The sequence below is a fragment of the Bradyrhizobium sp. T-12 genome (genome assembly GCF_058314695.1).
Genome location: NZ_JBZFQJ010000002.1, coordinates 788,490 through 813,485, shown reverse-complemented (window position 1 = coordinate 813,485; position 24,996 = coordinate 788,490). Strand labels below are relative to the sequence as shown.

The window sequence follows — 24,996 nt, the reverse complement described above, 5'->3', positions numbered from 1 at the left end:
CCGAGCACGTCGGCTCTTTGGCTCTAGCTGGTTTCCTGATCCAGATCTGTTCGATCGTTGCGCCCATTCGGGTCGTCGCCTTCTCACACCCCCTTCGCCAACGTCAGGCTATTTCGTGCTGCATGCAGTCATGCCGTCACTGCCTGCGCTGGGTTCCGATAATCCTCCTTCCGGGTGAGCATGGCCCAAATCGTCCGAGCCATCTTGTTCGCCAAGGCGATCGCCACAAGCATGCGCGGCTTCCTCGCCAGCATCTGCGCCAGCCAGGATCCGCTAGGGATCGACTTGCGCCCGAGCCAGTTCAGCCGCGACATCGCCCCAACGATGAGCAACTGGCGAATGTCCGCCTGTCCTTCCTTCGAAACGCGTCCGAGCCTTTCCTTTCCCCCTGAGGAATGTTGCCGTGGGACCAAGCCGAGCCAAGCCGCGAAGTCTCGGCCACGTCGAAAGGCCGCCATGTCGGGCGCGAAAGCCTCGATCGCGAGTGCGGTCAGCGGGCCGACCCCCGGCATTGTCTGCAGCCGCTGCGCCGTGACCGTCCGCGTCGCCAACTTCTTGAGCTGCTCTGCCTTGGCATCGATCCGCTCCGTCTTGTAGGCGATCTGATCAATGAGACTCCGACATTCCTCGCGGACCAGTTCTGGTAGATCGCTGTTCGGATCTTCGAGGATTGCGTCAATGCGTTTAAGTTGTTCGATTCCTTGCGGGATGATATGGCCGAATTCGTAGAGAACAGAACGCAGCGCATTCACCAGATCGGTGCGCTGATGAACAAGGCGCTTCCGAGCCCGAAAGAGCACTGCCCTGGCCTGCTGTTCTTCCGATTTCGGCTCGACGAAGCGCATCTCGGGGCGCTGTGCCGCGATCACGATTGCTTCGGCATCAGCCGCGTCGTTCTTTTGGCGTTTCACAAAAGGCTTCACATATTGCGGAGCGATCAGTTTCACTTCATGGCCGAGCTTGACCATCTCCCGTGCCCAATAGTGGGCGCTGCCACAGGCTTCCATCACCACCACTGCCGATGGGTGGCCCGCCATGAACTTCCGAAACTGAAGCCGCGACAGTTTCTTTCGAAATTTCAAGTGTCCCGCCATTGACGCCCCGTGGAGCTGAAACACATTCTTGGCTAGATCCACTCCGATCACCGTATCCATCAATTTGCCGTCCTCTTCGCTTCGGGGTTCAAACACTGCGTTCTTGGCACATTACGATGCCGTCTGGGGAGGGCGGCAACCATCCCATCTCATCTGGTGATCTGTGATGTGTCGGCCGGGCAAGCGAGTGATTCCTCTTGGCGGAAGAACCACTTGCATAACCCCGCCGGCCGCGATCACCAGTCGGCGCGGTCCTCCTCGGGATCGCGCCGACGCTGGGCTCGTAACTCCGGTCGGGCTACGCCCTCCCTCCGTCACGAGCCCAGCGAAACTCTCTCACCTTGATTGACGCTGCCTTCCATCCTGATCGTCGCGCGACACTAGGCGCCCGTCGGCGCGATTGACTCGATGTCCGCGAGCGAGTGTGGCCGCCGGTTGTCGCTGAACTGGCAGCAAAGAACGCTGCCTATACCGGGACGCGACTTGCACGAGCGGCTCAGGCGCCACAGTTTGCTCGTTTTGACCGATGGCGGCGACGGTGCGAGGAACGCGATGCTCCAGCTGAAGCGGCAGGCCTGCTGTAGAGTGAGGGCAGCTGTGCTACGTCTGATTATGGGATCAACACCAGAACGCAACTGACGTCCCCGTCTGTCAGACTCGGGACAGTTGTCGCACTAACATGGCGTCGCGACGCTCTCGCAATGGTGCTCAGAATCCCCTAACTCATTTATACGTGTCAGAACTGTCATGCTCCCGCCGATGGCATCGGACTTGCTGATCCTCTCCTTGAGAGGCTTGCCCGGAGCTACTCCGGGGAGGTTTATTTGGCCCTGGAGGGGAATTGTAAATGGCGGAGAAGGCGTGCTCGAGATGCGGTCGATATCAATAAGATCAGGCTACGCGCTGACCAATACGTCCATTATCCAAGATACTGTTCGACCGATCCCACCTTCGGGCGCTCACGACCGCCTAAAACGGTAAAGCATGGAGCGCGCGGTGATCTTGGCACTCTGCGTGGCCGCTCTCGCAGCCGGTGGAGTGCTGCTTTCGTTCGCCAAGCAAGCGCTATACGTCTTGGCATTGGGGTAGGAAAGTAGCGTAGCGATCATGTGGCTGTGGCACTTGATTGGCGGCAGCCAATATTTGGATCAGCAGCACTGGCTGCGCAGGCCGCCAGGCGGGAGCTTTTTGACGACATCTTGGAGCCGACTGTCGAAACGACCGTGATAAGGAGTCGAACGATGAGCAGCTGGAAGTCCCTATTGAGCTGTACGGTGGTGGGAGTCCTGATGGTTGTCCAGTTGGAGCTGGCGACGGCAGCGCCGATGCCGAGGAGTGTCGGAGTCGTGCAGGCCTTTCCTGGAGGCACGACCACGATGTCCCCTGTCTCTCACTGCAACTGCGAACGGAGGATCTCCAGTCTTGCAAGAGCCGAACTCTTCCGTGGCGCAAGTACGAGCGGCGGCTGTTATGGCCCTTATTGCGTATATGCGGAGCCGCCTTATGGATACCCTCCGGTCAGTTATGGCTGCAGTCCGTACCATACCGGCCCGCGGTCGTACCCGTTCCGCGCATATCCCTGCCACGGTTATAGGCACGGTTGTTACGGACGCCACTGTTGTTATCGCCAGTACGACTGCCCGGATTTGTGACCGACCGGCGAGACGAAACTGTCGGCTACTGGTGAAGCGGATCTATAGCAAGGAGCAATATAAATGACCCCGATGTATGGTCCGGCCGTGCGTTGCAAGTGGTTTCGCCGAGCTGGCGGTGAGCGGTCTTGCATCAATGTATCCGGCCTTTGATTGGAGCATTTGCTCCGGCCACCATGGATATCAGCGCGCGTGCGTTCTCGTTAGCGGACAGGCCTCGATTGGACCATTCGGGTCACCAGTGTTCGCATGCGCCGGGAAGACCGAACCTCCATCTCGTCTCATCCTCTCGCAGACCTCGGCTGGAAATTATTGATAGGGGCTTACGTCATCGCTTGCTCCTCATTTTGCTCAGTTCCTTTGTTCGAGCCAAGGGCCGTTCCTTCGTCCCGGCCCGCAGAACGTCGATCGCGTCGCGCGCAGGGGCGGTCAAGGCCAGCCGTCGCGCTTGGCTTGCGGCTGGCTCCGGCGTTGCCAGGCTGCGCCTTGACCGCGCCCAGCACGGCGCGAGGATCAAGCGGGTCGGACGCCTGCATCGTCAGTCCTCGTCAGCTCGAAGGCGCGTCCTTTGGCCAGCACCGCCCAGGCGATGCGGGCAAGCTTGTTGGCGAGCGCGATCGCGAGCACGTTGTGGTGCAACCGCCTTTTGGCGGCTTCGATCCAGGACTTGAGCCCATAACTTTCCCAGTTCTTTATCCTGACCAGCACAACGCACGCCGCCTGCACGAACAGAACGCGCAGGTAGCGATTGCCGCGCCTCGAGATTTTGCCGAGGATCGTGCGGTCTCCCGTCGAGATCTGCTTGGGCAAGCCAAGCGCCGAAGTCGCGGCCTTTGGAGAATACGTCTCCGGTGCCGATCGCGGCCACCATGGCGCTCGAAATGATCGGCCCGATGCCAGGCACCGTCATTAGGCGCGAGCATGCCTGATCTTGACGGGCCAATGCTTCAATCTCGCCGGAGAGGCCATCGATGCGCTGATCCAGCCGGTGCCAGTCGCCTGCCAGCTCCTCGATGACACGCAACATGCGTGGCGACAGGGCATCGGCGCGCGTCGCAAGGATGGTGGGCAGTTCGGTGCGCAAGAAGCCGATACCTTGGCGCACGGCGATCCCGCGCTCCAACATGAAGGCGCGAATCTGGTTGATGATGCCGGTGCGTTGCGATACCAGCCGCTCGCGCACCCGGTGCAGCGCCTGCAGATCCAGTTGCTCCGCGGTCTTGGTCGCCACGAACTTCATCGTCGGGCGCTGCACGGCTTCGGCAATCGCTTCGGCGTCATTGAAGTCGTTCTCCTGTCCCCTGCTATAGGGGCGGACATATTTGGCCGGCATCAACCTCGCATCGTGACCAAGCGATGCGAGTTTGCGGCTCAGGTGATGTGCGCCGACGCAGGCTTCCATACCGATCAGGCAACGCGGCAGATTTGCGAGCCGCGCCTCCACTTGCCCACGCGGTCACTTTTGACGCAGAACGATGGCGCCGCGCGCATCGTGGCCGACGACGTTGAACGAGTTCTTGCCGATATCGATGCCGATCACGGCGATCGCGGTATTGGGTGTCTGAGACATGGTGTGCTCCTTGTCTTTGCCGCCCCTTACCAGCTTCGCTTGCTGGCGGGGGCAGGAGGCCCATTAGCGGAGCTCGGAAGAGGAGGCGAACATGCCGTCGATATCGGGAGAATCAGGCTCCGCGATGACCAATATGTCCGTGAGTTTATTCGAACCTGATAACGACGTTCCAGGCGGCAAGCAATTGTAAAAGAGAACGCATGGAACACGTGGCGTCTAGGCACTCCGGGGCGTCGCTCTGTCGAGGAATGTCTTGGCCATCTCGCTGTCAGTCATGCAGGTATACGTCGGCATTCATCTCCAGTGCCGGATCGAGGTCTGCATCCAGGTGCATCTCCGGCGCCGACATGCTCCGGCAACACTATCCATGCCTGTTGCGAGTGACTGTCGAGTTACGAAGAACTCATGACCGCACATGGACGCATGGAGCACGCAGAGCATGCTTTGCTGATCGCCGTGCTGGCGCTATTCCGGTATCCTGGGCGATCTCGGACAAGCTCGGTAAGAGTGCACAAACCGAAGCGATCAGCAAACCTGTGGACGCCGTCATCGACTGGGCCTTGTTCATGGCCAAGACCAGCCGCCGCACAATGGTGGAGATGGTAGCTGAGCTGGAATCTCCTGCGGCGTCTATGTCACGCGTTCGCCGAGCTTCGACAAGCCAGGCCGATCGCCAGGACGGGCACTACGTTGGGGCCGGCAGCAATCACGCCCTCCCGCTCGATGCCGTCGGGAGCGCTGACCTAAGCGATGTCAGGTTGATACTTTGTGCCTCCGTTATGAAAAGGCTTGAATCGCACCTAGCGTCACATTGTACGATCCTGGAATGAAGTCGAGACCTCTGGTGAACCAACGCCGGCTACTCCTTAGCACCTGGGATGGCATACTTGGCTGTGGAGTTCTCGTATCTGTTCTAGTGGAAACCGGATGAAACGCGCGCTTTTGACTACGGCCGCACTGCTTTTGTTGGTAGGCACTGCTTCAGCCCGCACGCAAGAGGGCCCACCGGAAGGCGCGCAGGAGCCCCCCGCCCGGGAGACTCCCTGGGACCCTGATGACCCGGGTGCGGCGTGCCGCCGGGTGCCGGTTCCTTGTTCTGAGGAAGAGAGAATTAAACATCCAGGCCGGCTGATTTGCGGCCATCAACGGCGCGGCAACTGCCGCACCTGACAAAGAGAGCCCGCCGACGACCGTGCAACTTGATCGATCGGCCGCTATTTGGACTTGTGTTAGTTACCGCCGTCCACATCGAGCCTCGACGTCAGCACACCGAGGCCTACTCACCGCGCCGCAACCTAATCTCGGCAGAGGCTACACTTATCGATGCGGAGATTCCGTTCCGGACAGCAGGGACCATAAGAGCCCGTCGATGGGGATAGTGCTCTAGGGTTGGGTGATGGCTCCGCGACAGCTGCAATGTCGCGGTCGATCTCTTGCGCAAGCGAGGCCAGTTCGCTCCTCGCAGTATCCACGATCCATTGATCGAGACCGAAAGCATCTTTGCCCCCATAACAAAGCCGTGAGCCGTCGAGCGAGCTCGCCGGCGGTGACGAACTTGCATTCCAGATGACTACTGTCCTGACTCACAAGTTCGCAATCGTAAAATCGCATTGGATTCGCTTGGTTGTGCCAGAGCTGGGTGCTGGAATAGCGACGAAGGATTTGATGTCGGTCCAGCTACTTGCGCCCCTGATATTGAGCGATGATGAGCGTGCCGCACTGACGTCACTGACGAAGCGGCGGAACACGGCGCAGGCGCTGGCTCTGAAAGCCCGGATTGTGTTGACCTGCGCGGAGGGAGGACAGAACAAGAAAGTGGCGGCCAAGCTGCGCCTGGAGCGGCGGGACGGTAGGCAAGTCGCGCCACCGTTTTTGTAGAGCAGCGCGTGGCCGGGCTTCACGACGAGCCGCGTTCCGGGGCTCCGCGCACGGTTGATGATGTCCGAATCGAAGTCGTGACCGTGCGAACGCTGGAGAACTGCCCCGCCACGCATTGGAGCTCCCGCAGCATGGCAAAGGCGAGCGGTCTGTTGGTGTCGACGGTTCAACGCATCTGGCGGGCCTTCGGGCCAGCCGCATCGGATGGAGACGTTCAAGCTCTCGACAGACCCGTACCTACTGGCCAAGGTCCGCGACGTCGTCGGCTTTACGTCTCGCCGCCGCAGCACGCCATCGTCCCGTGTGTGAGCGACAAATCCCAAATCCAGGCTCTGGATCGCAGCCAGCCGATGTGGCCGATGCGACCTGGCCAGCCGGCCCGAAGGAGCCATGACTACAAAAGGCATGGCACCACCTCGCTGGTCGCGCCCTCGATATTGCGACCGGACGGGTCATCGGCAAGTGCTACCGACTTCACCGCGCCGCCGAATTTTGCAAGCTCCTCGACGAGACCCAGCCCGCGCCGGCTCGACGTCCATCTCGTCATGGACAACTACGCCACGCACACGACCCCGCTGATCCGGCGATGGCTAGTTAAAAGGCCGCGTTGGCATGTGCACCTGACCCCGACCAGCTCGTCATGGCTCAATCAGGAGCGCTTCTTCGAGCTCCTGACCGACAAGAACATCAGGCGCAGCGTCTATCGGAGCATTGCCGCCGTCAGGGCCGACATCGCTTCATTCATCGAACGGCACAACGCCGATCCAAAACCATTTCCATGGACCAATTCAATCGAGCGCTTCTGCCGATCCAATGCTCTGGTTCAGGACACTAGACTTGCAGCAGCACCCAGTGTGGGGCTCTGCGCATTTGGCCATAACGTTAATCATGGGCATGTACTCGAAGAGCGACCAAACACAGTTCGGCCCGCCGAACGGAATCGAGGCAAGAATGTGTCGACCCACGATCACGAGGATAAGTCTGGCCAGACCGCCCAACTGCTCGCAACGGCCAGGCCACTGAATGCCGAAGTGATACTTCATTGAAAACAAGAACGCCGCGGCATTGCTTGGTCGATTTCGGACAAGTCTGTCGAATTAGCCACACATCGGTGTCGCAACGGGTGAATACATAAGCCTTCCCTTCACCAGCCACGTGACTGCCGCCGGTCAGGATCGCGGTCGCTATACGGACCTCGTTTGCGATGGCACAACTATTGCTACCCCTTTACTCTGACACTCCATCTAACAATCGAGGAAGTACATGAAAGAGGCCTTCTCCGTAAACGAGAACAAGGACGAGTGCGTGGACGAGTGCGTCGACGAGTGCGTGGACCAGTACATGGATCACGAATTCCATCTTAATGCTGCGCTGTGGGCGCGGAGCGGCACGACCTTCCTCCCAGTCTCTGACGCTTCCTTGGAATTGCCAGCAGGTGCTTATCGCTGCCGCGAAAATAGTTGCACCGTTTTTTTCGAAAAGGTGCCGACTGTAACTGACACGCTCTTGAACTTGCCGGACACCGCCGCGGAGAGGCTTTTGGTCGAGTTCGACAAGTTCTGGGCTCTGCGCGAGGAGTACGTCGAGTACGGCTTCACGCACAAGCGCGGCATGCTCCTGTGGGGCCCTCCCGGTAGTGGCAAGACCTGCGCAATCGGACAAATGACACAGGTCGTTGTCCGAGATCATAATGGCGTAGTTGTCTTTATCGATCGCCCGCAACTGGCTAGCGCGTGTGTCGGTCTGCTGCGTCGCATTGAGCCCGAGCGGCCCGTGGTCATGGTTATGGAGGATCTGGACGAGCTCGTGGAAAGATGGGGCGCTGAGCACTTTCTTGCGTTGCTCGATGGCAACGCGCAAACTGCGAACGTGCTGCACGTTGCGACCACCAACCACCCTGACCGTCTGGACAGGCGCTTTGTCGATCGCCCTTCTCGCTTTGACACCATCATGGAAGTTGGTATGTCGTCCGCCCAGACCCGCCGCGCCTACTTCAAAGCCAAGGAGCCATCGCTTGACGATGCTACGCTCGACCGCTGGGTCGAGCAAACCAAACGCTACAATATAGCACATCTGCGAGAAGTCATCATTGGCATTAAGCTCTATGGCCAGAATGAGCGATCAGTGTTCGAAAGGTTGAATAGCATGCGTCAGAATCGCTTCGACTGCGAGAGCGAGGACAAAGAATGATGTCTTACTCCTAAGCTATGGCGACGCTGATCCTGTTTTAGGACCCGAATAGCTCGGCCGGAAGGTGGTGGCTCGGCACGCGTCATCCGGGTGTCAACTCGGGGGACGGACAATGGAGCCCTGCCGCCTGAGGCAAACGTACGCTACGCTCCATTGATCCTGACGAACCTCTGGCGGGGGTACGGTCACCCTGCGGCACGTTTCGTCGGGCCTTCCGCTGGCGCTACCGAAGCACGGACGCGTCGATCAAAACAGCGGTCTTCGAGCTTTGAATACCCGGGAAGGAGTACGTAGCTTGATCGTTCCCGTCATTAGTGTGACCGTCGCACTTCAAACATGATGCGGAGCCGAACCATGGCGGATGAGCAGCGAGCTTCTGTCCAAACTGCACGCAGGATACTCTATTTTACAAGGTCCTACTAACCCTTCAGCGTCGCCTTAACTCTTCGCGAAACGAGCAGGCGAACGCGCTGCTGCTTGCATCGGCCGTCAGCACAGCACGAACTGACGACGTCGCAAATGCCTAGTAACGAAAGGAGCCGGTCATTGCGCAACCCCGGCCAGCTCCACGGCCGGCCTTCTCCTCCGTTCCCCCCGGGGGCGAATTTGCACGGGGCAACCACCGCACGTTCGGGAGCCTCCACATACGCTCTCACCCTGACCGTCGCGCTAGGTCGTTCTCGATCCGATCATGAGAGACCGTGAGATATCGTATGGAAGAGTTCACTCCTGCGCGCCTTTTGCTTCGTGGTCTCAATCCAGGAGTGTATAACGATGCCTGCCCTGCGGGCCAGCCGAGAGGCCTCAATCAAAACCACGGCGCCAACTCGCCCTTCGCAAATGCGGCGAGCAGCTTCTCGAACCCGCGACGCGCGGTGCCACCACCAAAGCGACCGAGATCATGGTCGATCACGCTCACCTCGCTCCAGCCAAGCTGCCGCGCACCGTCACCTAAGCCTTACTGCCGGCGCGGTCCACTCGGTTGTTGATAACCTGGTCGTCCGCCGACTGACGAACGTGCACGATGGCCCGGCGAGGAGCGTGCTCAGGCGTGTTCTTGCTCACCGCTGTCCTCCTCATGTCGTTTGCGTCGGTCACCCCGTCGGTGAGCGATTCGGTAGGAAGCTCCTTCAACAGCTCCAGCGTTGCTGGCAAGTTTCAATCGGAATGCTGCTGCATCTTGGAGGGCTCTCGAACCGATCTCCCTGTGAGGTGACGCGCTCGCCACGACGACGTCCCCACAAATGGGACGAATAACCCTAAGAGGAGGATAAAACCGCGTCGACAAGAGCGCGCACCTCCAGCGACCGTCCACCGCAAGCCGCGGAGCAGGGATCAATCGGAAGGACGCGGTGGTGCACCGTCCATGCCGGCAGGAGCGTTAACATCCCATCAGGTTGCCTGATAACTAAATCGGTCTCACCCTCAAGCCGCTTGCAAGGTGACAACGACGACTAACGCTGCGCATTGCGGATGGAACGGGGAGGATCTCAATCGGGCTCCTAGACATCGGCCAACGCTGGTTGCCCCGGGGACTGGCAAGACTAACCTCGCGATCGCAATTGCCCGCAGCTGTGTCCGCGCTGGCGCCCGTGGCCGCTTCTACAAGGACGTCCACCTCCTCAACAGGCTAGGAGCCGAGGTCCGCGATGGCCGCCAAAGACGGCTCGCCGATCACCTGACCCGGTTGGACTTCGTTGTTCTCGACGAGCTCGGCAATCTGCCATTCGCCCAATCCGGTAATCAGCTCCCTGTTCCACCTCATCGGTCGCCTACGAGCGCACTCGTGCTGGTGACCACCAATCTGGTAGTCGGGAATGGCCGAGCGTCCTTGCGGACACACCAAGATGACCACCGCGCCGCTCGACCACCTGAACCTTCATTAGGATATTATCGAAAGCGGAATCGACAGTTGGCGCTTCAACAGTCGGGAAGAAGATCACGCCCGAACGCGCGCTCCCCGCGTCTCCGCAACCCCGAAATTGTGAACGTTAATCGACATTCCGACATTCCGAACTTGACGGCCACTTCTCGCCTTAGGGGGAAAACCATCGCATTCGCGTTCAAGACGCACCGCCCACCGAATCTCCCTTATTCGGCAATAGTCAGGAAGCGGACGCCGGAAGCGTACGACTCGCCCACGCTCAGCCTTTAGGGACCAGGGCCGAGAGTTAAACCCGCCGAAGATGTTCGGCGACCGCTTCATGATCAACGATGTGCGACTTCGCCCGAGCGCCTCAACTGGAAACAGCTTTCACTTGAAACTGCGCAGTAAGATGAGCGCGTCGGCAGGATTTGGCCGCCAAGATTAACTGCACTGAACATCAAGGAGCCTCCGTCAACGCACGCGTGCATCGCAATTGCAAGAGTTCCGATTAGGACGTAACGTGTACCGCGAGTGCAGGCGATTATCTCAGACTCACCAATTCCGTTGAGGTGCTTTCCGCAAAGAGTGGTCGCTTTCATTTCCTTGTGTCGTCAAGTCCTTCGAGCGCTGCAATGAGGCAGTTGATCAATGTCATTGTGGTAAATGGTTTAGCGAGAAGGCAAATACCGCCAGCTTCGATTGCGCGGGCGCGAACTGATCTCTCTGCATTGGCCGTAATGAAGATAAACGGCGTTTGACGACCGTCGTTTCGCATTTGCCGTAGCAGCTCAAGCCCGTTCATGAAAGGCATCTGGATGTCGGCGATTACACACGACGTGGCAGCCAGCACCTCCGAGCGTAGAAACTCTGGGGCGGATGCAAACACTTGAACGTCGTAGCCGCGAGAGGACAGAAGGTTGTTCGTGGCGGCACGAACGGACGGATCATCGTCAATGATCGAGATGAGATGAGGCATTATAAGCGGAAAGCCTTTAGCTGCAGCGCTATCCAACCGAGAGCCGCCGCTCGTACTCAGGTTTGCACGTTTCCATTTGAGCGGGACAGGCCCAGCAACTCAATCATTCTTATGAGATCGGCGAGCGACTTAGCGCCGACTTTGCGCATGGCTTGGCCACGGTGGACTTTGACGGTGATCTCGGCGAGGCCGAGCTCACCCGCTACTTGCTTGTTCAAGAGCCCTGACGCAACCAGCGTCAGAATATCACGCTCTCGCTGCGTCAGACCTTCAAAGCGTGAGCGCACGCCGGCTCGCATCTTCTCAAGCTCTCGCCTTTGTCGATCTCTTTCGATTGCAATCTGGACTGCGCGAAGCAAATCCCGATCGCGGAAAGGCTTTGTCAGGAAATCAACCGCCCCCCCTTTCATTGCCTGTACCGTCATTGGAACATCCGCATGACCCGTTATGAAAACAATTGGCGTATGCATATTCGCGCTAGCGAGACCGGATTGCAGCTCGAGACCGCTCAATCCAGGCAACCGAACATCGAGCACAAGGCAGCTCGGCCCCTCGGGGCGGTCCGCTTTTAATATCTCCGCGGCGGAGGCAAAGTCCTTCACTTTCAAACCCGCCGATTGGAAAAGGTTCGTAAGAGCCTTCCGTATCGAGGCATCGTCGTCGACAATCAGCACCACTGCTTCGTTGTGATCCGGCACCAATTGCGATGCTTGCAAGCGCTCGTTCACGTGCCATCCTTTCAAACAGAACCATGGCAAATCCAAAAAACCTAGATTCTCGGCCTTATAACGGCTCTGCTTGGTCCGGGATGAGGGCCGATTACTGCTCTCGCCCAAAACCTACGGACTTCCGATTATAGGCCCGCTCCGGTATACACAAGTATGACCCGGGCCCTCACTGCTTTCTTCTCGAGCTACCCCTCCGAATTCGGCAATTCAACCTGACGTAGAGAACAAAGCCGCAAACGAGCGCGACCAGCCCAGACTTCCCGCTCAGGACTTCGCCTGCCCGAAGATCACCGTGCTCCGATATTCCTGGCACACCTCGATCGACAGTACCACGTTCCAACATACCAGCAAAATCAACAACCTGAATCCTTGCCGCATGAGGTGGCAAGGTACCTTGCAGCCGCCACTTGGGTTGTACAGGTCGAGGCAACTTGTTTCAGCTGAAACGGCCTGATTGAGGCAGATAGGGCAAGCCGGCGCTCCTGCGACTACCCGCTGAGAGGCGAGCATTTACACCATCTTTGCTTGCATTGCGCATACGTCACACCTTTTGGCGTTGGATTCCGACGCGGTACTCGCAACTGGCTTACCTCCTTAATCTCGGAGTGACGAGAGTGGGGTCGTGTCCCAGGGAGTGGTGTAGCTCATTAGCAAAGCCGCTCGCGACGCGCGCTCCCCCATAGCGCTGTAGCGAGCGAGCGGCTTTGCGAGTGGTCACCGATGATTCGTCGGTAAGGTTTGGATTGCGACAGCCAACCTGACTCGAGGAACCACCGATGACCGACGACATGATGAACCTGCGCACGCTCGTAGAGAAGATCCCCGATGCTGATCTGTTGCGCGAGATGATCGGCTTTGCTGCCCACCGGCTGATGGAGCTGGAGGTCGAGGGCCTGACCGGAGCCGCGTACGGCGAGAAGAGCCAAGAGCGGCAGGTCCAGCGTAACGGCTACCGCGATCGGAGCTGGGAGACCCGCGCCGGCACCGTCGAGCTGCGCATTCCCAAGCTGCGCAAAGGCTCCTACTTCCCCGGCTTCCTGGAGCCGCGGCGGATGGCCGAGAAGGCGCTCACCGCGGTGGTGCAGGAGGCCTATGTCCACGGCGTCTCGACTCGCTCGGTCGACGACCAGATGCAGGCGAAGGGCATGAGCGGCATCTCCAAGAGCCAGGTGTCGCGGCTGTGCGGTGAGATCGACGACAAGGTGAAGGCCTTCCTCAACCGCCCGATCGAGGGCAATTGGCCCTATCTGTGGATCGACGCCACCTATGTGAAGGTGCGCCAGAACGGGCGCATCATCTCGGTCGCGGTGATCATCGCGGTCGGCGTCAACAGCGACGGAAGGCGCGAGGTGCTCGGCATGGACATCGGCCCGTCCGAGGCCGAGACGTTCTGGACCGCGTTCCTGCACAAGCTGGCGCGGCGGGGATTGCGCGGCGTCAAGCTGGTGGTCTCCGACGCCCACGAGGGGATCAAGGCGACCGTGGCCAAGGTGCTCAACGCCTCCTGGCAGCGCTGCCGCGTGGGGTCGTTGAAGAAGTGGCCCATAGATTCGCGCGATGCAGCGACCGGCCTATCATGGCCCTCGCGTCAAAGCCCGCGCTACGGCGCGATCTGAAGCCGCAAACGCATTTTGAGGGACAATCCAAGACAGAATAAGCGCAAGGAGAGCGGTTGCCAGCCGCTTGAGGTTGATGGCGGCGGCCGTCAGGTAGGCCTGGATCTTCATATTCGGTAGACCGCGCCGTACGGCGCGCGCCAGCCCATGCCAAGTTTTGGCTTCGCCGTGGAATCCCTCTGAGCGCCAGCGATGGCGTTGATAGAGATGTCGATCCTGCTTACTCCATCGCTCGCGACGGCGGCGGGCGCGCAGCAGTGCCGGATAATGGTCACCGACAACGACCGCTTTGTTAACCCGCCCTTTGGATAGGCAATCCCGCTTGAGCGGACACCGGGTGCAATCCTTCGCCTTCGCGTAAAAGAAACGGCCGTGCTTGATGGGCCGCGCGGGGCGCAAGATACGTCCTCGCGGGCACTTCAAGATGTCGTTCTTGGCATCGTACCGGAAGCGTCTGAGCGGTACGCGACTCTTGATTGGTTCGGCTTTAGCTGGGATGAGGGCATCAATGCCGCGCCGCTCGAGCGCGCCGTAGACTTTAGCGTAGGCATAGCCCGCATCGGCGGTGACGACCTTGATGTCGATGCCCGTAATCGCTTCGATCTCATCGACTTGCGGCTCGATCATCTCTCCTTCGTTCGTTTGTTCAGTCGTGACCGCGACATCCAGAATGACACCGACCTTGTCATCGACGGCAGTGTGCTGCTTGTAAGCGGGTTCCAGCCGCCGGTTTCGGGCATTCGTAGCCATTGTCGCATCGGGATCAGTCGTGCAGACCTTTTTGTACTTCCCGCTTTGCCGGCCCTTTCTCTCATCCTCGCTTTCATCTTCGCTTTGATTTTCGCTCAGCACATCCACCGCATGCTGCTCGGTGAGGCTATCCCAACTCACGTTGGCGCGGATTAGCGACGCATCGATGTGAACCACTTCGGCTGTTGCGATCTTGGCCTTCAGACAGGCCTGGACCGTGCGTTTAAAGATCCTACGGAATCGCTCTTCGCCCCAGCGCTGGCGGATGCGCGTCAGGCTGGAATGGTGCGGTAGCCGCTCATGCAGGCCATAACCAGCAAACCAGCGAATGGCGATGTTAACCTGAGCCTCTCGGATCAGCTTGCGATCGTGTACGATGCCGGTGAGCAGACCCGCGAGCATCAGGCGGACCGCGGCCTCCGGATCGACGCCCGGCCGACCGTCGTTCGCGCTATAGCGGTCGGAGACCTCTTCCCTTAGCCAAGATAGGTCGAGCACACGATCGACCCGTGCCAGCACGTGCTCATCTGGGACGAGCTGTCTGAGCGAGCCAGTGATGAAGAGCTCCAACTGATCCCGCTCCTTGCGCCCCAGCATCTCGTTTGCTCCGCCAATCGCGAATCGCCGACGAGAACGGAATCAGCCAATTGCAGCTTTTTCAACGACCCCCGCGTGCACTTCATGCGCAACGCGCTGGCGCATGCCGGCAAGAGCGGCCGGCGCGTCGTCTCCTCCTTCATCGCCACCGCCTTTGCCCAGGACCATGCCGAGGAGGCGCGGGCGCAATGGCGGCGCATCACCGACCAGCTCCGCCCCAAGCTCCCGAAGCTCGCCGCCTTCCTCGACGAGGCCGAAACCGACGTGCTCGCCTACATGAGCTTCCCAGCCGCGCATCGCGCCAAGCTGCACTCGACGGATGAGATGGACAAGCGATTTCTTCAGACCGAGACGACGACTGCGAAAATCGCTGTAAGTCCATTCTTTTGTTCGGTCGCGCGGGTCATTCTTCCGTCCCGGCCACCGATCACGCAGCCGCCGCGCGCAGGGGCGGTCAAGGCTGGCCGCATTTGCGGCTACCGCAAGGCTTGGCCATGATCCGCCCGAGCACGGCGGCTGCGTGGAACGGGACTGGCCCGGCTGGAAGTTGCCGTCAGCTGCGATTATGATTGTTGGGCGCGGGCGACCTCGTGGCGAAGCGTGACGCGTCGGCTGCAAGCGTCACCGGACTGCCCTATTTTGTCTTGCCGAACTGAGGCGCCCGCGCGCCGGTTTTTGGCCGCCGCGCTTTCCATTGCGACATGAACCGTTCGTAGCTTCGCTCCGCCTGGGCGGCAATCGACATCTCGCCATCGCGCAGCGCCTTGATGTTGCAGGTATAGGCTGGTCCACGCCGGTTGCCTTTCTGTTGCGGATGTCCGGCTTGAAGTTGCATCGCGCGGGTCTTATTGGCGACCATCGCTGGGCGGGCCCACAGGTAATCTTCGCCCCTTGTCAACAAATGCCAGCAGAGCACAGTGAGCTTCCGAGCCACGGCGACCGCGGCGATCTGGTGGCCACGCCGCGCACGGATGCGCACGAAAAACGCATGCAGTGGACCGGGCGCCTTGGCCGCTGCCCAGGCCGCCTCAACCAGTATGGCGCATGCGTGACTGCGGCCGATCTTGCTGATTCGACCGTGATGGGCGGCTCCCAGTCCCGACTGCCGCACCCTCGGGTTCAGCCCGAAATAGCTCACCAGCTTCTGCGGGCTGCTGAACCGGCTGATGTCGCCGATCGCCGCCACGATCCCGGTAGCGACTGTCACATTCACGCTGGTGATCGTCATCACTCTGTTGACCGCGGAATCGTCGATGGCGTCCTGCGCGATCTCGCGGTCGAGCAGGGCCAAGTCCTCCGCCAGCCGGTCGAGCTCACGAACGTGCCGATCGATCGCCGCGCGCTCATCGTCCGGAAACTGTTGAGCGGCCAGCCACGCCCGGCCGCGGGCATTGAAAAGATCGGCATGCGAGCACTTTGGGATCAGGTGCGCATTCAGGATCGAATGCACTTCGTTCTTGAGCCGCGTGCGATGCCGCACGACCTGGTAGCGCCGCGCCACCAGCCTGCGCTTGCGTTCGGTCTCCGCATCAGGCGTCCAGATCTGCGGCAGGGAGCCCGCCGCCTGCAGGCTGGCGAGTGTACCGGCGTCGATCTTGTCAGTCTTGACGTGCGCCTGAGCGATCGCCTTCACCTGCAACGGATTGGCGATAGTCACCCGCGCCACGAATGGCGTCAGCACCCGCGACACCGCCATGCTATTTCCAGTCGCCTCGATCACCACTTCGTCGGTCGACCGCAGACTCTTGCCCATCCTTCAAGGGCGGCCCGGGTCATGTCGACCCGGCCCGCATGTCGAAGGATGCCGTCTTTCCAGATTACCACCTCGCCGAAGGTTCGGTGAACATCGATACCAATCACGCGTCGCATCTGCGCGTCCTCCCTTCCGTTGATTATTGCGGGAGCGGCGGGCGACACGACAACTACGGACTCGCGCTCACGGCGCAACCGGGCAAGTCGCAGAGGCGGCCAGCTACTAACACGAGCTCTCGGCTCATCGTGTGTATCGGCCTGCCCGCACCTTCGTGCTCCCGGTGCCTCTGTCCCGATGGTCGCACCATACGCCACGATGTCGAACACCGCAGCGGAACGTTGGCACCGAGAACTCTCATACCGGTTACCAATCCGCTCGAACGGGTCAATGGCGAGATCAAGCGCCGCACCGAAGTGGTCGGCATCTTCCCCAATGAAGACGCCATCGACGCCTCGTCGGTGCGATCCTGCTCGACCAGAACGACGAGTGGGCGGTCCAGCGCGGCCGCTACATGACACTGGAAACCATCGCCCCGTTGGGCGATGATCCCGCCGTCAGCTTCCCGGCAATCGCCAGCGACCGATCCGGCCCATGCCGGCGAACGCGGTGACCCGCACTCAGCTACACCACGCCACGGAACACGATCTCGAATTGGTCGCAAATCATAAGAGTTTGTCGCTGATCTCGTAGCTGCAGAACTCCAAGGCCGGCCCCAATTAGACTCGAGCCAGGCTGAGTGTCAGCGCTTTTGGGTTGAGGCGCAAGGGAGAGCATCAATTTTGCCCCACGCATCGTCGCGCGGCTCTGGGCTCTTACATCATCACGCGCCCAATCGAGACCGTAACTCCACGTCCCACTGATTGGGCCGCACGAACGAGTACGGTCCATCAGGAACTTGCTGCGAGGTCCTCGAAGCAGCACAGTTCTTCGAGTAACAGAACGTAACAGCTACTCGTTGCACTACAAGCTTCTACTCTGTTGAAGCGAACCAGCGGACACTTCGCTTCTGATCGAGGCAATCAAAGGCAGCCGCGAGGATGAGCGACGGCATGCCACAATACCCATGCTCCTACCTAACACAACGGCAGACAGCGCTTCGAGATCGCCGAGAGAACAAGTCGATTCGGCTCCATCAACGAGCCCTCGTTTGAGACCCGACAAGCGGTCCTTTGGCACCCCTGCAAAGCGAGCTCGCGAACCAGCCCCTTGCGCGCGGATTAACGGCTCGATCATCCACCGCTAAACGCGCCATCTTCTCGCAGATCACAAGACGTTCGGCGTCACGGAGCATGGAGCGAACTGCGACCATGCAGCAAGGACACAGCGCTTTGCACGGCACGTGCCGCGAATCACAAATAGGTTGGCCTAAGGCCCACTCTCATCTGTTATCGTCTACGATCGTCGGGGCGGTCCGGCAGCAGCTGGTCGTGCCGAACCCGCCCCTAACATCACCACAAGGGAGGCGGGATGGTGATGCTTCTTTGTAGGCAGCAAGAGCCGTGCCTCGACTAACCAAGAGAGAAGAGGGGGACACGCTGAGAGGCGACAAGATGAACTCACTGCCCTGCATGCCGTCGCATAGAAGTAAGTTGCCAAATGAGCGTCGAGTTCTGGCCAAGACTAGATAAATTCCATGCGATGGACAGGCAGCCCGACCACGGAACGCTCTTCTGGCATTTCCTTCGAAGCGAGCCCACCGGCCATGACCACCGTTCCGCAACCATCCTTGTATTTCCCGGGGAGCGAGGCCAGCCGAGGTACGGTTGCGATGGCATTCGCGCAAGCGGTAGTCACCGCTGAGATCAGGAGCGAAACGAGCGGCCGAGGACGGTGGGCCGGCCGAGCCGGGTCCCTTTTCGTACAGAGGCGTTGGATAGCGCGCATGCGACGTTTTTTTGGGGGCACACCTCTGTGCTCCTCGTCTGAAACGAAACACCTCACCGCGCCAGCCGTGCTCGGCTGACTTGAATGAGCTAAAGCGAGAGCCCCTTGGGTCCCAACAACTGTTTGTTTTAGATCGCTCCATAACTAGCGTTGATCTCTCACAATTTGTCTTGGCTCAGCAGAGTGACTGACAAGACGCTTACCTCCCAATATTCCGCTAAAGCAAGGCCTCGCTAGACGGCGTAAATCGCCGCATCTGAGCACCGTATACGCTGGTGTTATTAGCCGCTTGACGGTGCCTTCGATACCGCTGAGAGCGGGCACCACGCTTAGCCCGGGCATGCGGCGGCCAAGAGATCTCACGATAGAACATTGCAGCGCGCCCGACTGTCATGCCCGAAGATCGGCGATCGTCTTTTGAGAACGGAACCCAAATCAACACACCTGATTCAAACGTGCCGCTTAGGTCAGGGTCTCTCGGCCAGAGCCGCTCCTAAGCGATAACGGATTTCCTCAGGAAGTTAGCGAGCTCTGGGCAACTGCGCTCGCGTGGCATCCGATCGATACCCCTTGGGCCATTTCGGCTGACCCATAGTCCCTGTTTCATTGTGATCGCCTGCTCGCGATCACAAGCGAAGACTTCCATCTTCAAGAACAGAAGTCACCGCTCTCGCCCATCAGCTGTGCATTACCCGCTAGTTCTATTGTGCTCCTAAGCACGCGCATCACCACGGCATTCTTAACAACAATCGTAACATGGCGCCTGCATGCAGCTGGTCGACCCAGCGGCACGCAACTTGCTCACCGAGCATAAAAGCGTTGGAGATCCACATGAGCAATGGCTTCGTAGCTTGTCCCCACTCAGACACCGAACAGCGGCGCATACGCAATAGGAACACCGCAAGAAAGCGCGTCAAACCCGGTCATAGAGTTGTGAATGCTCACGACAACCGCGCGACGCTGACCTCGCGATTACCTAAAAAGTTACGTCTTTGCGTTCATCCGAGCCTATGTGGACGCCGCACGCGCCTTAAACAAAGCAGGGCCTTTAGGCAGCACGTCGTTAGTTTTGCTCGCCGGCTTCCGCAGCGCCGGTCCGCCGGATACATCCCGCTCGTCCTGCACGAGTCGGAACAAGCGGCGCATCACACCGTAGGAGCGACGCCACCGCCCGCACCCAGTCTTATGCCAAAGCGCCAAGAAAGGCAGTCGCTACTACCGTCTCGGAGTGAGGACCTACAACCAAGCCCGCTGGTCCTCATCTCGGCGGCCACCGGGAGACGGATGACAGTCGATATCAGTCGGACCGCTCGTCTACCCCGCAATCAACTCCCCAAGCATGAACCCATCGCGTGGCAGCTATGAACTACGACTTGATCAATTGCGCAGCCAACACGCAGTCGCTTTCACCTCTGTTCCAAATGCTGGTAAGCAAAGCAGGAAAGCTGGGCTTCGGTTCAGTAGCATATGCGGCAGTAACATACGCCCCGCCCAAACGCCTTCGTGAAAGTCCTGCCCCCATGATCGCCTCGAACTTTCCATCCCACTGGAGTAAGCCCTACGCAGAACACGAATACGGCAATATAGACCCCGCAATTCATCGATCACGGCGTTTTTCACGCCCAATATGCTGGGAGGAGCTGTCTGCACGATGTCGATTGCTGCCAGAAGAGCAACGCGCACTGGATTTCTACAAAATAGCGGGCTTTAAGCGCGGCATAAGCGTTCCCCTTTTCGCAGCGCAGGGCCATGTATCCGTGGCGCTGTTTGCCTCCGAAAGCGATCGGGCTGATCCGAAAGGCTCCTTACTTCACCTCGCCGCACTGGCCTCTCAATTCCACATCGGTTATGGCCTTATCGCGCCCCTACCAGATGAGAACCGATATCTGAATGTTACTTTCACTCCACGTGAAAAAGAGATCCTCTTGCACGCGGCGGAAGGCAGGTCTTCCTGGCATATCGGCCGGCTCCTCCACATCAGCGGGAATTCAGTCGACTTCCACATGAAGAACATTATGCGAAAGATGGGTACAAGTACGCGCACTGTGGCAATCAGAGAAGCCTACCGCGCCGGCCTTATTCACTACGCTTCCCCAACGAACGAGGAGTGCCGCTTCTCAAAGGGACATACAGTGAAATCGAAGAACCGTACTTTGGCAAGGCAATGAAGCATGGCCGCTGCCGGGTGCCCACAAGTTCAGACGATCCCCTGAGCTTTTCTGGTCCTGATCCGACGGATGCCCGGCGCGCGAACTGCTCAGAGAATAATTCCGGTGCTACCGATCCAACGCTGCGCTTGGTCACGTCCGGCTAAGTGAGAACAACCATAGCTTGCACCCGAAGTGATGGATAGTTCGCTTACAATGCTCGACACTGCGCCGCCTAACTTGCGTGGGAGATCAACACGTTCGCTGCGCCCCGATTTCTCAGGCTCATGCCGCGCGGCAATTAGGGTGGAAGCTCCCCACCCAGATTGTCGCGCTATACAGGCTCACTTGCTTTCAAGCGAGAGGAACGGTTGATGCGACTGCGAACAGATACTCCCGATCCATCATGCGCTCGCAAGTCCCGACTGTTCGCGGATCAATCCTTGCTGATGATGCAAATGCGACGCTGGCACATTCAGGCGCTTCCCCCGGGGTGGCGATAAAAGATGCCGCCGAAGACATGCCGCTCTTCACGAATGAGGCTGGCACGGCCGCCGACTAGCGAATGCATCCCAGAAGTGCTTGTAAGCCTTGGCAAGACCGGTGCCTTCCTGATATTGTTCGCGTAAATAGGACACCGGAGCAAGTATGGCAAAACAGGTAAAAAAGAAGATTGCGCGACGCGAGTACAGTAGAGCGGACGTGAAGGAACTCCGCGCCCATTCAAGGGCCAAAACACCGGTCATTCAAATTGCAAAGCTTACAAAGCGTACCGTTGGGTCGCTGCGTCAGAAGGCGCGAAAACTTGGCTTGCCTCTCGGTCACCGGCGCTAATCAGGGTCCTAACTCGATGGCTCTCTATTATTATCCCTCTCGTAACCACGCCATTGATGATGGCATTAGCTAGTGATCCGCCCTTCAGGGGGCCTGCGCCCGAAGCAGCAGTCGTGGGCAACGACAAACCTTCGCTATCGGGCCAGTGCAATTCTCTCGTGTTCCATGTGGATTGGAACGTGCGGGGTCGTTCCCGTATTCCACAACATCTCGGTAAATTCGTCGCCCCCCGGGCAGGATGCTGCATCTCGTTCACCCTTGAAGGGAAGGGCGCAAATAGAGCTTGAGCCCCCCTAACCCGATTTGGCGGTTTCGCGATCGCATTTGATGTCTGTATCTCGTCTGGCTTGCCCAATCACAAGCGTCACATTATGCAACTCTCAAAGCATGGTGCCCCGCGGACCACACGAGCTCTGCGCCTGCCGTCACGACATCGCGTTTTGACGAGTTGAGTCTGGATTAGTGCGCTGCATCGCTCGGCTCTCACGAGCTTATCGTGGTGCGGTGATCCATTCATGTGTGTCTACCTTACAGCGATCAGGCGCGAGCATCTCCTGCAAATGGGACGCTATTTAACTTGCTCAGCCGCGAATTCGTCTCTCTTATCTTTCTGATATCCCCTGGAGCTCGCGTACGGTTTTCGATTTAATCCACCAGGTGTGTGCGGCTACCAAGTGGGTTTCAGATAGGTCGGGTAAGAGTGGATGATCGCGCTAGCTCCTGTCACCATGCGCACGGCTCTGCGGGGCTGGTTGAGCGATCCACGAGCCGAATAGCCGGCACTAGCCGAGCCGCGGCAGCGAGGGAGAGCCCCGGCAACTAACCGGATCTAGTGACTTTTATCGCGGGAAAGGCCCCCCGTCCGCCAGCGGCGGGCTCGCCACAAAGCCGTGGGACCGTGCCACGACCCTTGTCGAGGCGTGGCCCAACGCGAGCCGTCGCTGGACTTTGTGCAAGACAGGTTCTCCAGTGGATCTCAGGATGGCGCGTCGCCCGCGAACTGACGGCGATCGTCGAGCGACGCGACAAGCCAGGAATGATCGTGTCCAACCACGGCACAAGTGTAAGCGGCAGGGTGAGGCCGTCAGATGGCGTGGTTCCATGGCATAAGGGCGTGGATTTCGCTGCTCAGCCAGCCGTTGGCGATACGCTGAAGCGTGAGAGCAAGCCAGCGAGCGGATCGACGTTGTTCTTCTTCGCTGTCTGCAACAGTGTCGCGATGGTCGCCCAGGTTCGTCTGCCGCCGTCGCTGCCGGCAAACAGACTATTCTTTCTCGTAATTGTTTGTGGCCTGATGGCGCGCTCGACGATGTTGGAGTCGAGCTCGATGCGACCATCGGTCAGGAAGCGTTCGAAGATGGCACATCTGGCGTCACGACGCTAAACGCTTCTGTCCCAAACGGAGGCCACACGGCCAATAGCGATCCGAGTAGCGCTCCGGCGACACTCCCAGATCCTTCGAAGGCCGCGCACAATCCACTGAATCGCTGCGGCGATGACAACAATTCCCGCCCCTAGCGCCGCAGCGATTGCGATTCTAACTGATAGCTCGAAAGGTCTTTCAAACGAAATAAAGTCCATCAAGCGGAACACGGCGCCCTGGATCAGATAAAGGACCAGCGTACGCTGCCCAAGACCTACCGCAACGAAGAGAACCACGCGACTAGAACAGCCAAAGCGCCAGACCTGCAGCAACACTTCCATTGCAATTGCCGAGGCAGATGCAGAGCCAAGAAACATAAGCAACACTTGCTTTGTATCGTGAACCAGTACTAGGTTGTTGTAGGCGTAGGTTGTTTTGTTCCAGTTGAAATAGCACGCACAAGCCATTCCACTAAGCAAGACCATCAAGAGCGATTTGTATCGTGAGATTATGGCCGTCCGCCATTCCTTCGAATGAGCGAACACGACTCCAAGGCAAAAGAATGGGTAAGTGTATCGCGCCAATGGCACTATCGAAACTGTCAACGGAGTGAGGGCAACAAAGATCGCTGACGTGCCAATCACCCAGGCCGATACCCGGCCGCACAACGCGAAAAGACTCCTCATGACGAGGAATGAGGCAAATGTGGTCCAAATGAACCAATATGAGCCTACTAGCTCCTTCGCAAGGTCAAACAGTACATCACGCAGGCTTGTTGGCACTGACCCCGTAGCTAGCTTGAACGCCCCCAACTTGATTGCTTCGAGAAGCGTGCCGCAAAATAGCGCCGGCAGCAACAATTGCTTCACACGATCAGCGACGCTGCGCGACAGCGACTTGTAAACTAGCGCTCCGTGGGACAAATAGCCGCTTATCGCCATGAAGAGCGGCATGTGAAACATGTAGATGAACTTGAAGTAAGGCGAATGCCAATATTCGTTATTTCTACAAATAACGTATTGTATCAAATGTCCGATGATCACCAAGATGATGAGCATGCCTTTAGCAAAATCAAGGCTTAGGTCTCGCGGCGCTCCTTTGAGCGCCTGCGAACTACACTCGGTTGATTGTGCTGAGCAATGAAACATGATGCCTCGGCATGCGATTTACGACCCGCGGAGCGCCAGTTGGGCTGACCCGATCGGGCTCGAAGGCTTCCCGACCGATTGGTGCACCCTCCGACGAAACTGACGTAATCATTGCAACGAATGCGACAATTCCGCCGTTCCGTTCCTCGTCTTTGCTCATCTTTCCAGATTGGTACAATCGGTTGTATTGATGCGACACATCCAGATGGTGAATGATGTGAGACGATCGCCGCCCGGCCACCGTTACCAGAGCTCTTGCACAATTAGTCGTCTTGCTACCCGCAATCAATCGGCTGCGTTTACGCACCCCATGGTCTCCGCAATAATAAGGCTCTCCTTGAACAGTAACACTCGTGGCACGCAGTTTGCTCTTTTAGGGCAAAGCTCACGAGAATAGGGGAGGTCCGCATGCACACTTCGTCTGCATGATCCAGATGCCCGGGAATAACCAGATTCCTCATCCCGTTACTATCATGCGCCACGCAGCCTGATCGATCTCGAAGAAGAACGCAGTCTTCTCTAGCGAGGCGCCCTTAGACATTGGATGCAGGAACGTGAAATAGTGAAGTACCTGCGCTTACGCCCACAGACCCTCTTGGCGGAACGCTGCGACTGGGAGATGAAGGTCGTGATTTTGGATCACCTAGACTGGGAGCGTGTAAGGCAGCTATTGCCCGCTGACCGGTGGCGACGAGGCTGCGCAAAAACAGCTCAATCGCTGGCTCTTTTTGGTTTGATCCACGACAGCCTAAAAATACTCGAATGAACTCGGGATCGGCCTGAGGCGAAACCGCTTAAGCCGCCTTCCTGAGCACGCCCACATGCCCCAATAACATGCCGGCCACTATGCCTCACTGGCGCTGCCAACGCCAAAGCTCGTTCTGCACACTGGGAGCCGATCGCCAGGAAGGATGGAGACATGACCAAACCCATTGGAGGCGTCGGGCGC

Annotated in this window: 10 protein-coding genes and 7 pseudogenes; 9 read left to right on the top strand and 8 right to left on the bottom strand. The window is 58.8% G+C overall.

From position 1 onward, the window contains the following. Window positions 1–128: 128 nt before the first annotated feature. Window positions 129–1,154: an IS110 family RNA-guided transposase gene (locus AC0WRY_RS38075; RefSeq protein WP_164934317.1), complete on the bottom strand. Its 1,026-nt coding sequence runs from the start codon at window positions 1,152–1,154 to the stop codon at window positions 129–131. A 2,105-nt stretch (window positions 1,155–3,259) separates the two neighbouring features. After that, a pseudogene (locus AC0WRY_RS38070) lies at window positions 3,260–4,148 on the bottom strand (IS110 family RNA-guided transposase). 1,734 nt (window positions 4,149–5,882) lie between these two features. Here AC0WRY_RS38070 and AC0WRY_RS38065 point away from each other — a divergent pair. The 5 genes and pseudogenes from AC0WRY_RS38065 (at window position 5,883) to AC0WRY_RS38045 (ending at window position 10,539) form a co-directional block, all read left to right on the top strand. Continuing rightward, window positions 5,883–6,194, top strand: coding sequence for a hypothetical protein (locus AC0WRY_RS38065; protein WP_128929884.1), 312 nt, complete (start codon window positions 5,883–5,885; stop codon window positions 6,192–6,194). 131 nt (window positions 6,195–6,325) lie between these two features. Further along, window positions 6,326–7,240: a transposase gene (locus tag AC0WRY_RS38060; RefSeq protein WP_128929885.1), complete on the top strand. Its 915-nt coding sequence runs from the start codon at window positions 6,326–6,328 to the stop codon at window positions 7,238–7,240. 217 nt (window positions 7,241–7,457) lie between these two features. Then, window positions 7,458–8,384 carry an AAA family ATPase gene (locus tag AC0WRY_RS38055; protein ID WP_237867165.1) on the top strand — a complete coding sequence of 309 codons (927 nt, stop codon included), beginning with the start codon at window positions 7,458–7,460 and terminating at the stop codon, window positions 8,382–8,384. Window positions 8,385–8,730: 346 nt separating this feature from the next. After that, a pseudogene (locus AC0WRY_RS38050) lies at window positions 8,731–8,911 on the top strand (hypothetical protein); the annotation flags it as partial. A gap of 914 nt (window positions 8,912–9,825) precedes the next feature. Further along, a complete protein-coding gene (locus AC0WRY_RS38045) occupies window positions 9,826–10,539 on the top strand; it encodes an ATP-binding protein (protein WP_128929887.1) in 714 nt (237 codons plus the stop codon). A gap of 307 nt (window positions 10,540–10,846) precedes the next feature. Here the strand turns inward: AC0WRY_RS38045 and AC0WRY_RS38040 are convergent, their stop codons facing one another. Beyond that, the gene (locus AC0WRY_RS38040; RefSeq protein ID WP_128929888.1) at window positions 10,847–11,227 is read right to left on the bottom strand and encodes a response regulator transcription factor; all 381 of its coding nucleotides are present in this window, start codon (window positions 11,225–11,227) and stop codon (window positions 10,847–10,849) included. A gap of 56 nt (window positions 11,228–11,283) precedes the next feature. Continuing rightward, the gene (locus AC0WRY_RS38035; protein ID WP_164934295.1) at window positions 11,284–11,955 is read right to left on the bottom strand and encodes a response regulator transcription factor; all 672 of its coding nucleotides are present in this window, start codon (window positions 11,953–11,955) and stop codon (window positions 11,284–11,286) included. Window positions 11,956–12,731: 776 nt separating this feature from the next. Between AC0WRY_RS38035 and AC0WRY_RS38030 the strand changes: the two are divergent. Continuing rightward, window positions 12,732–13,478 (top strand): annotated as a pseudogene (locus AC0WRY_RS38030) (IS256 family transposase); the annotation flags it as partial. A 51-nt stretch (window positions 13,479–13,529) separates the two neighbouring features. Here the strand turns inward: AC0WRY_RS38030 and AC0WRY_RS38025 are convergent. Continuing rightward, on the bottom strand, window positions 13,530–14,918 hold the full coding sequence (locus tag AC0WRY_RS38025; RefSeq protein ID WP_128929889.1) for a transposase: 1,389 nt from the start codon (window positions 14,916–14,918) through the stop codon (window positions 13,530–13,532). Window positions 14,919–14,990: 72 nt separating this feature from the next. On the opposite strand from AC0WRY_RS38025, the pseudogene AC0WRY_RS38020 reads away from it, so the two are divergent. Then, window positions 14,991–15,240, top strand: a pseudogene (locus tag AC0WRY_RS38020) (transposase); the annotation flags it as partial. 312 nt (window positions 15,241–15,552) lie between these two features. Here the strand turns inward: AC0WRY_RS38020 and AC0WRY_RS38015 are convergent. After that, window positions 15,553–16,769, bottom strand: a pseudogene (locus AC0WRY_RS38015) (IS110 family RNA-guided transposase). Window positions 16,770–17,021: 252 nt separating this feature from the next. On the opposite strand from AC0WRY_RS38015, the pseudogene AC0WRY_RS38010 reads away from it, so the two are divergent. Together AC0WRY_RS38010 and AC0WRY_RS38005 are read left to right on the top strand one after the other, a co-directional pair. Further along, window positions 17,022–17,281: pseudogene (locus AC0WRY_RS38010) on the top strand (transposase); the annotation flags it as partial. Between the two features lie 2,635 nt (window positions 17,282–19,916). Then, window positions 19,917–20,723, top strand: coding sequence for a helix-turn-helix transcriptional regulator (locus AC0WRY_RS38005; protein WP_128929890.1), 807 nt, complete (start codon window positions 19,917–19,919; stop codon window positions 20,721–20,723). 1,897 nt (window positions 20,724–22,620) lie between these two features. On the opposite strand, the pseudogene AC0WRY_RS38000 reads toward AC0WRY_RS38005, so the two are convergent. Both AC0WRY_RS38000 and nolL read right to left on the bottom strand, forming a co-directional pair. After that, window positions 22,621–22,907, bottom strand: a pseudogene (locus AC0WRY_RS38000) (transposase domain-containing protein); the annotation flags it as partial. Window positions 22,908–22,916: 9 nt separating this feature from the next. Beyond that, window positions 22,917–24,047 (bottom strand): nodulation factor fucose acetyltransferase NolL, encoded by a 1,131-nt coding sequence (nolL, locus tag AC0WRY_RS37995; RefSeq protein WP_128929892.1) that lies wholly within the window; start codon window positions 24,045–24,047, stop codon window positions 22,917–22,919. Between the last annotated feature and the right edge of the window lie 949 nt (window positions 24,048–24,996).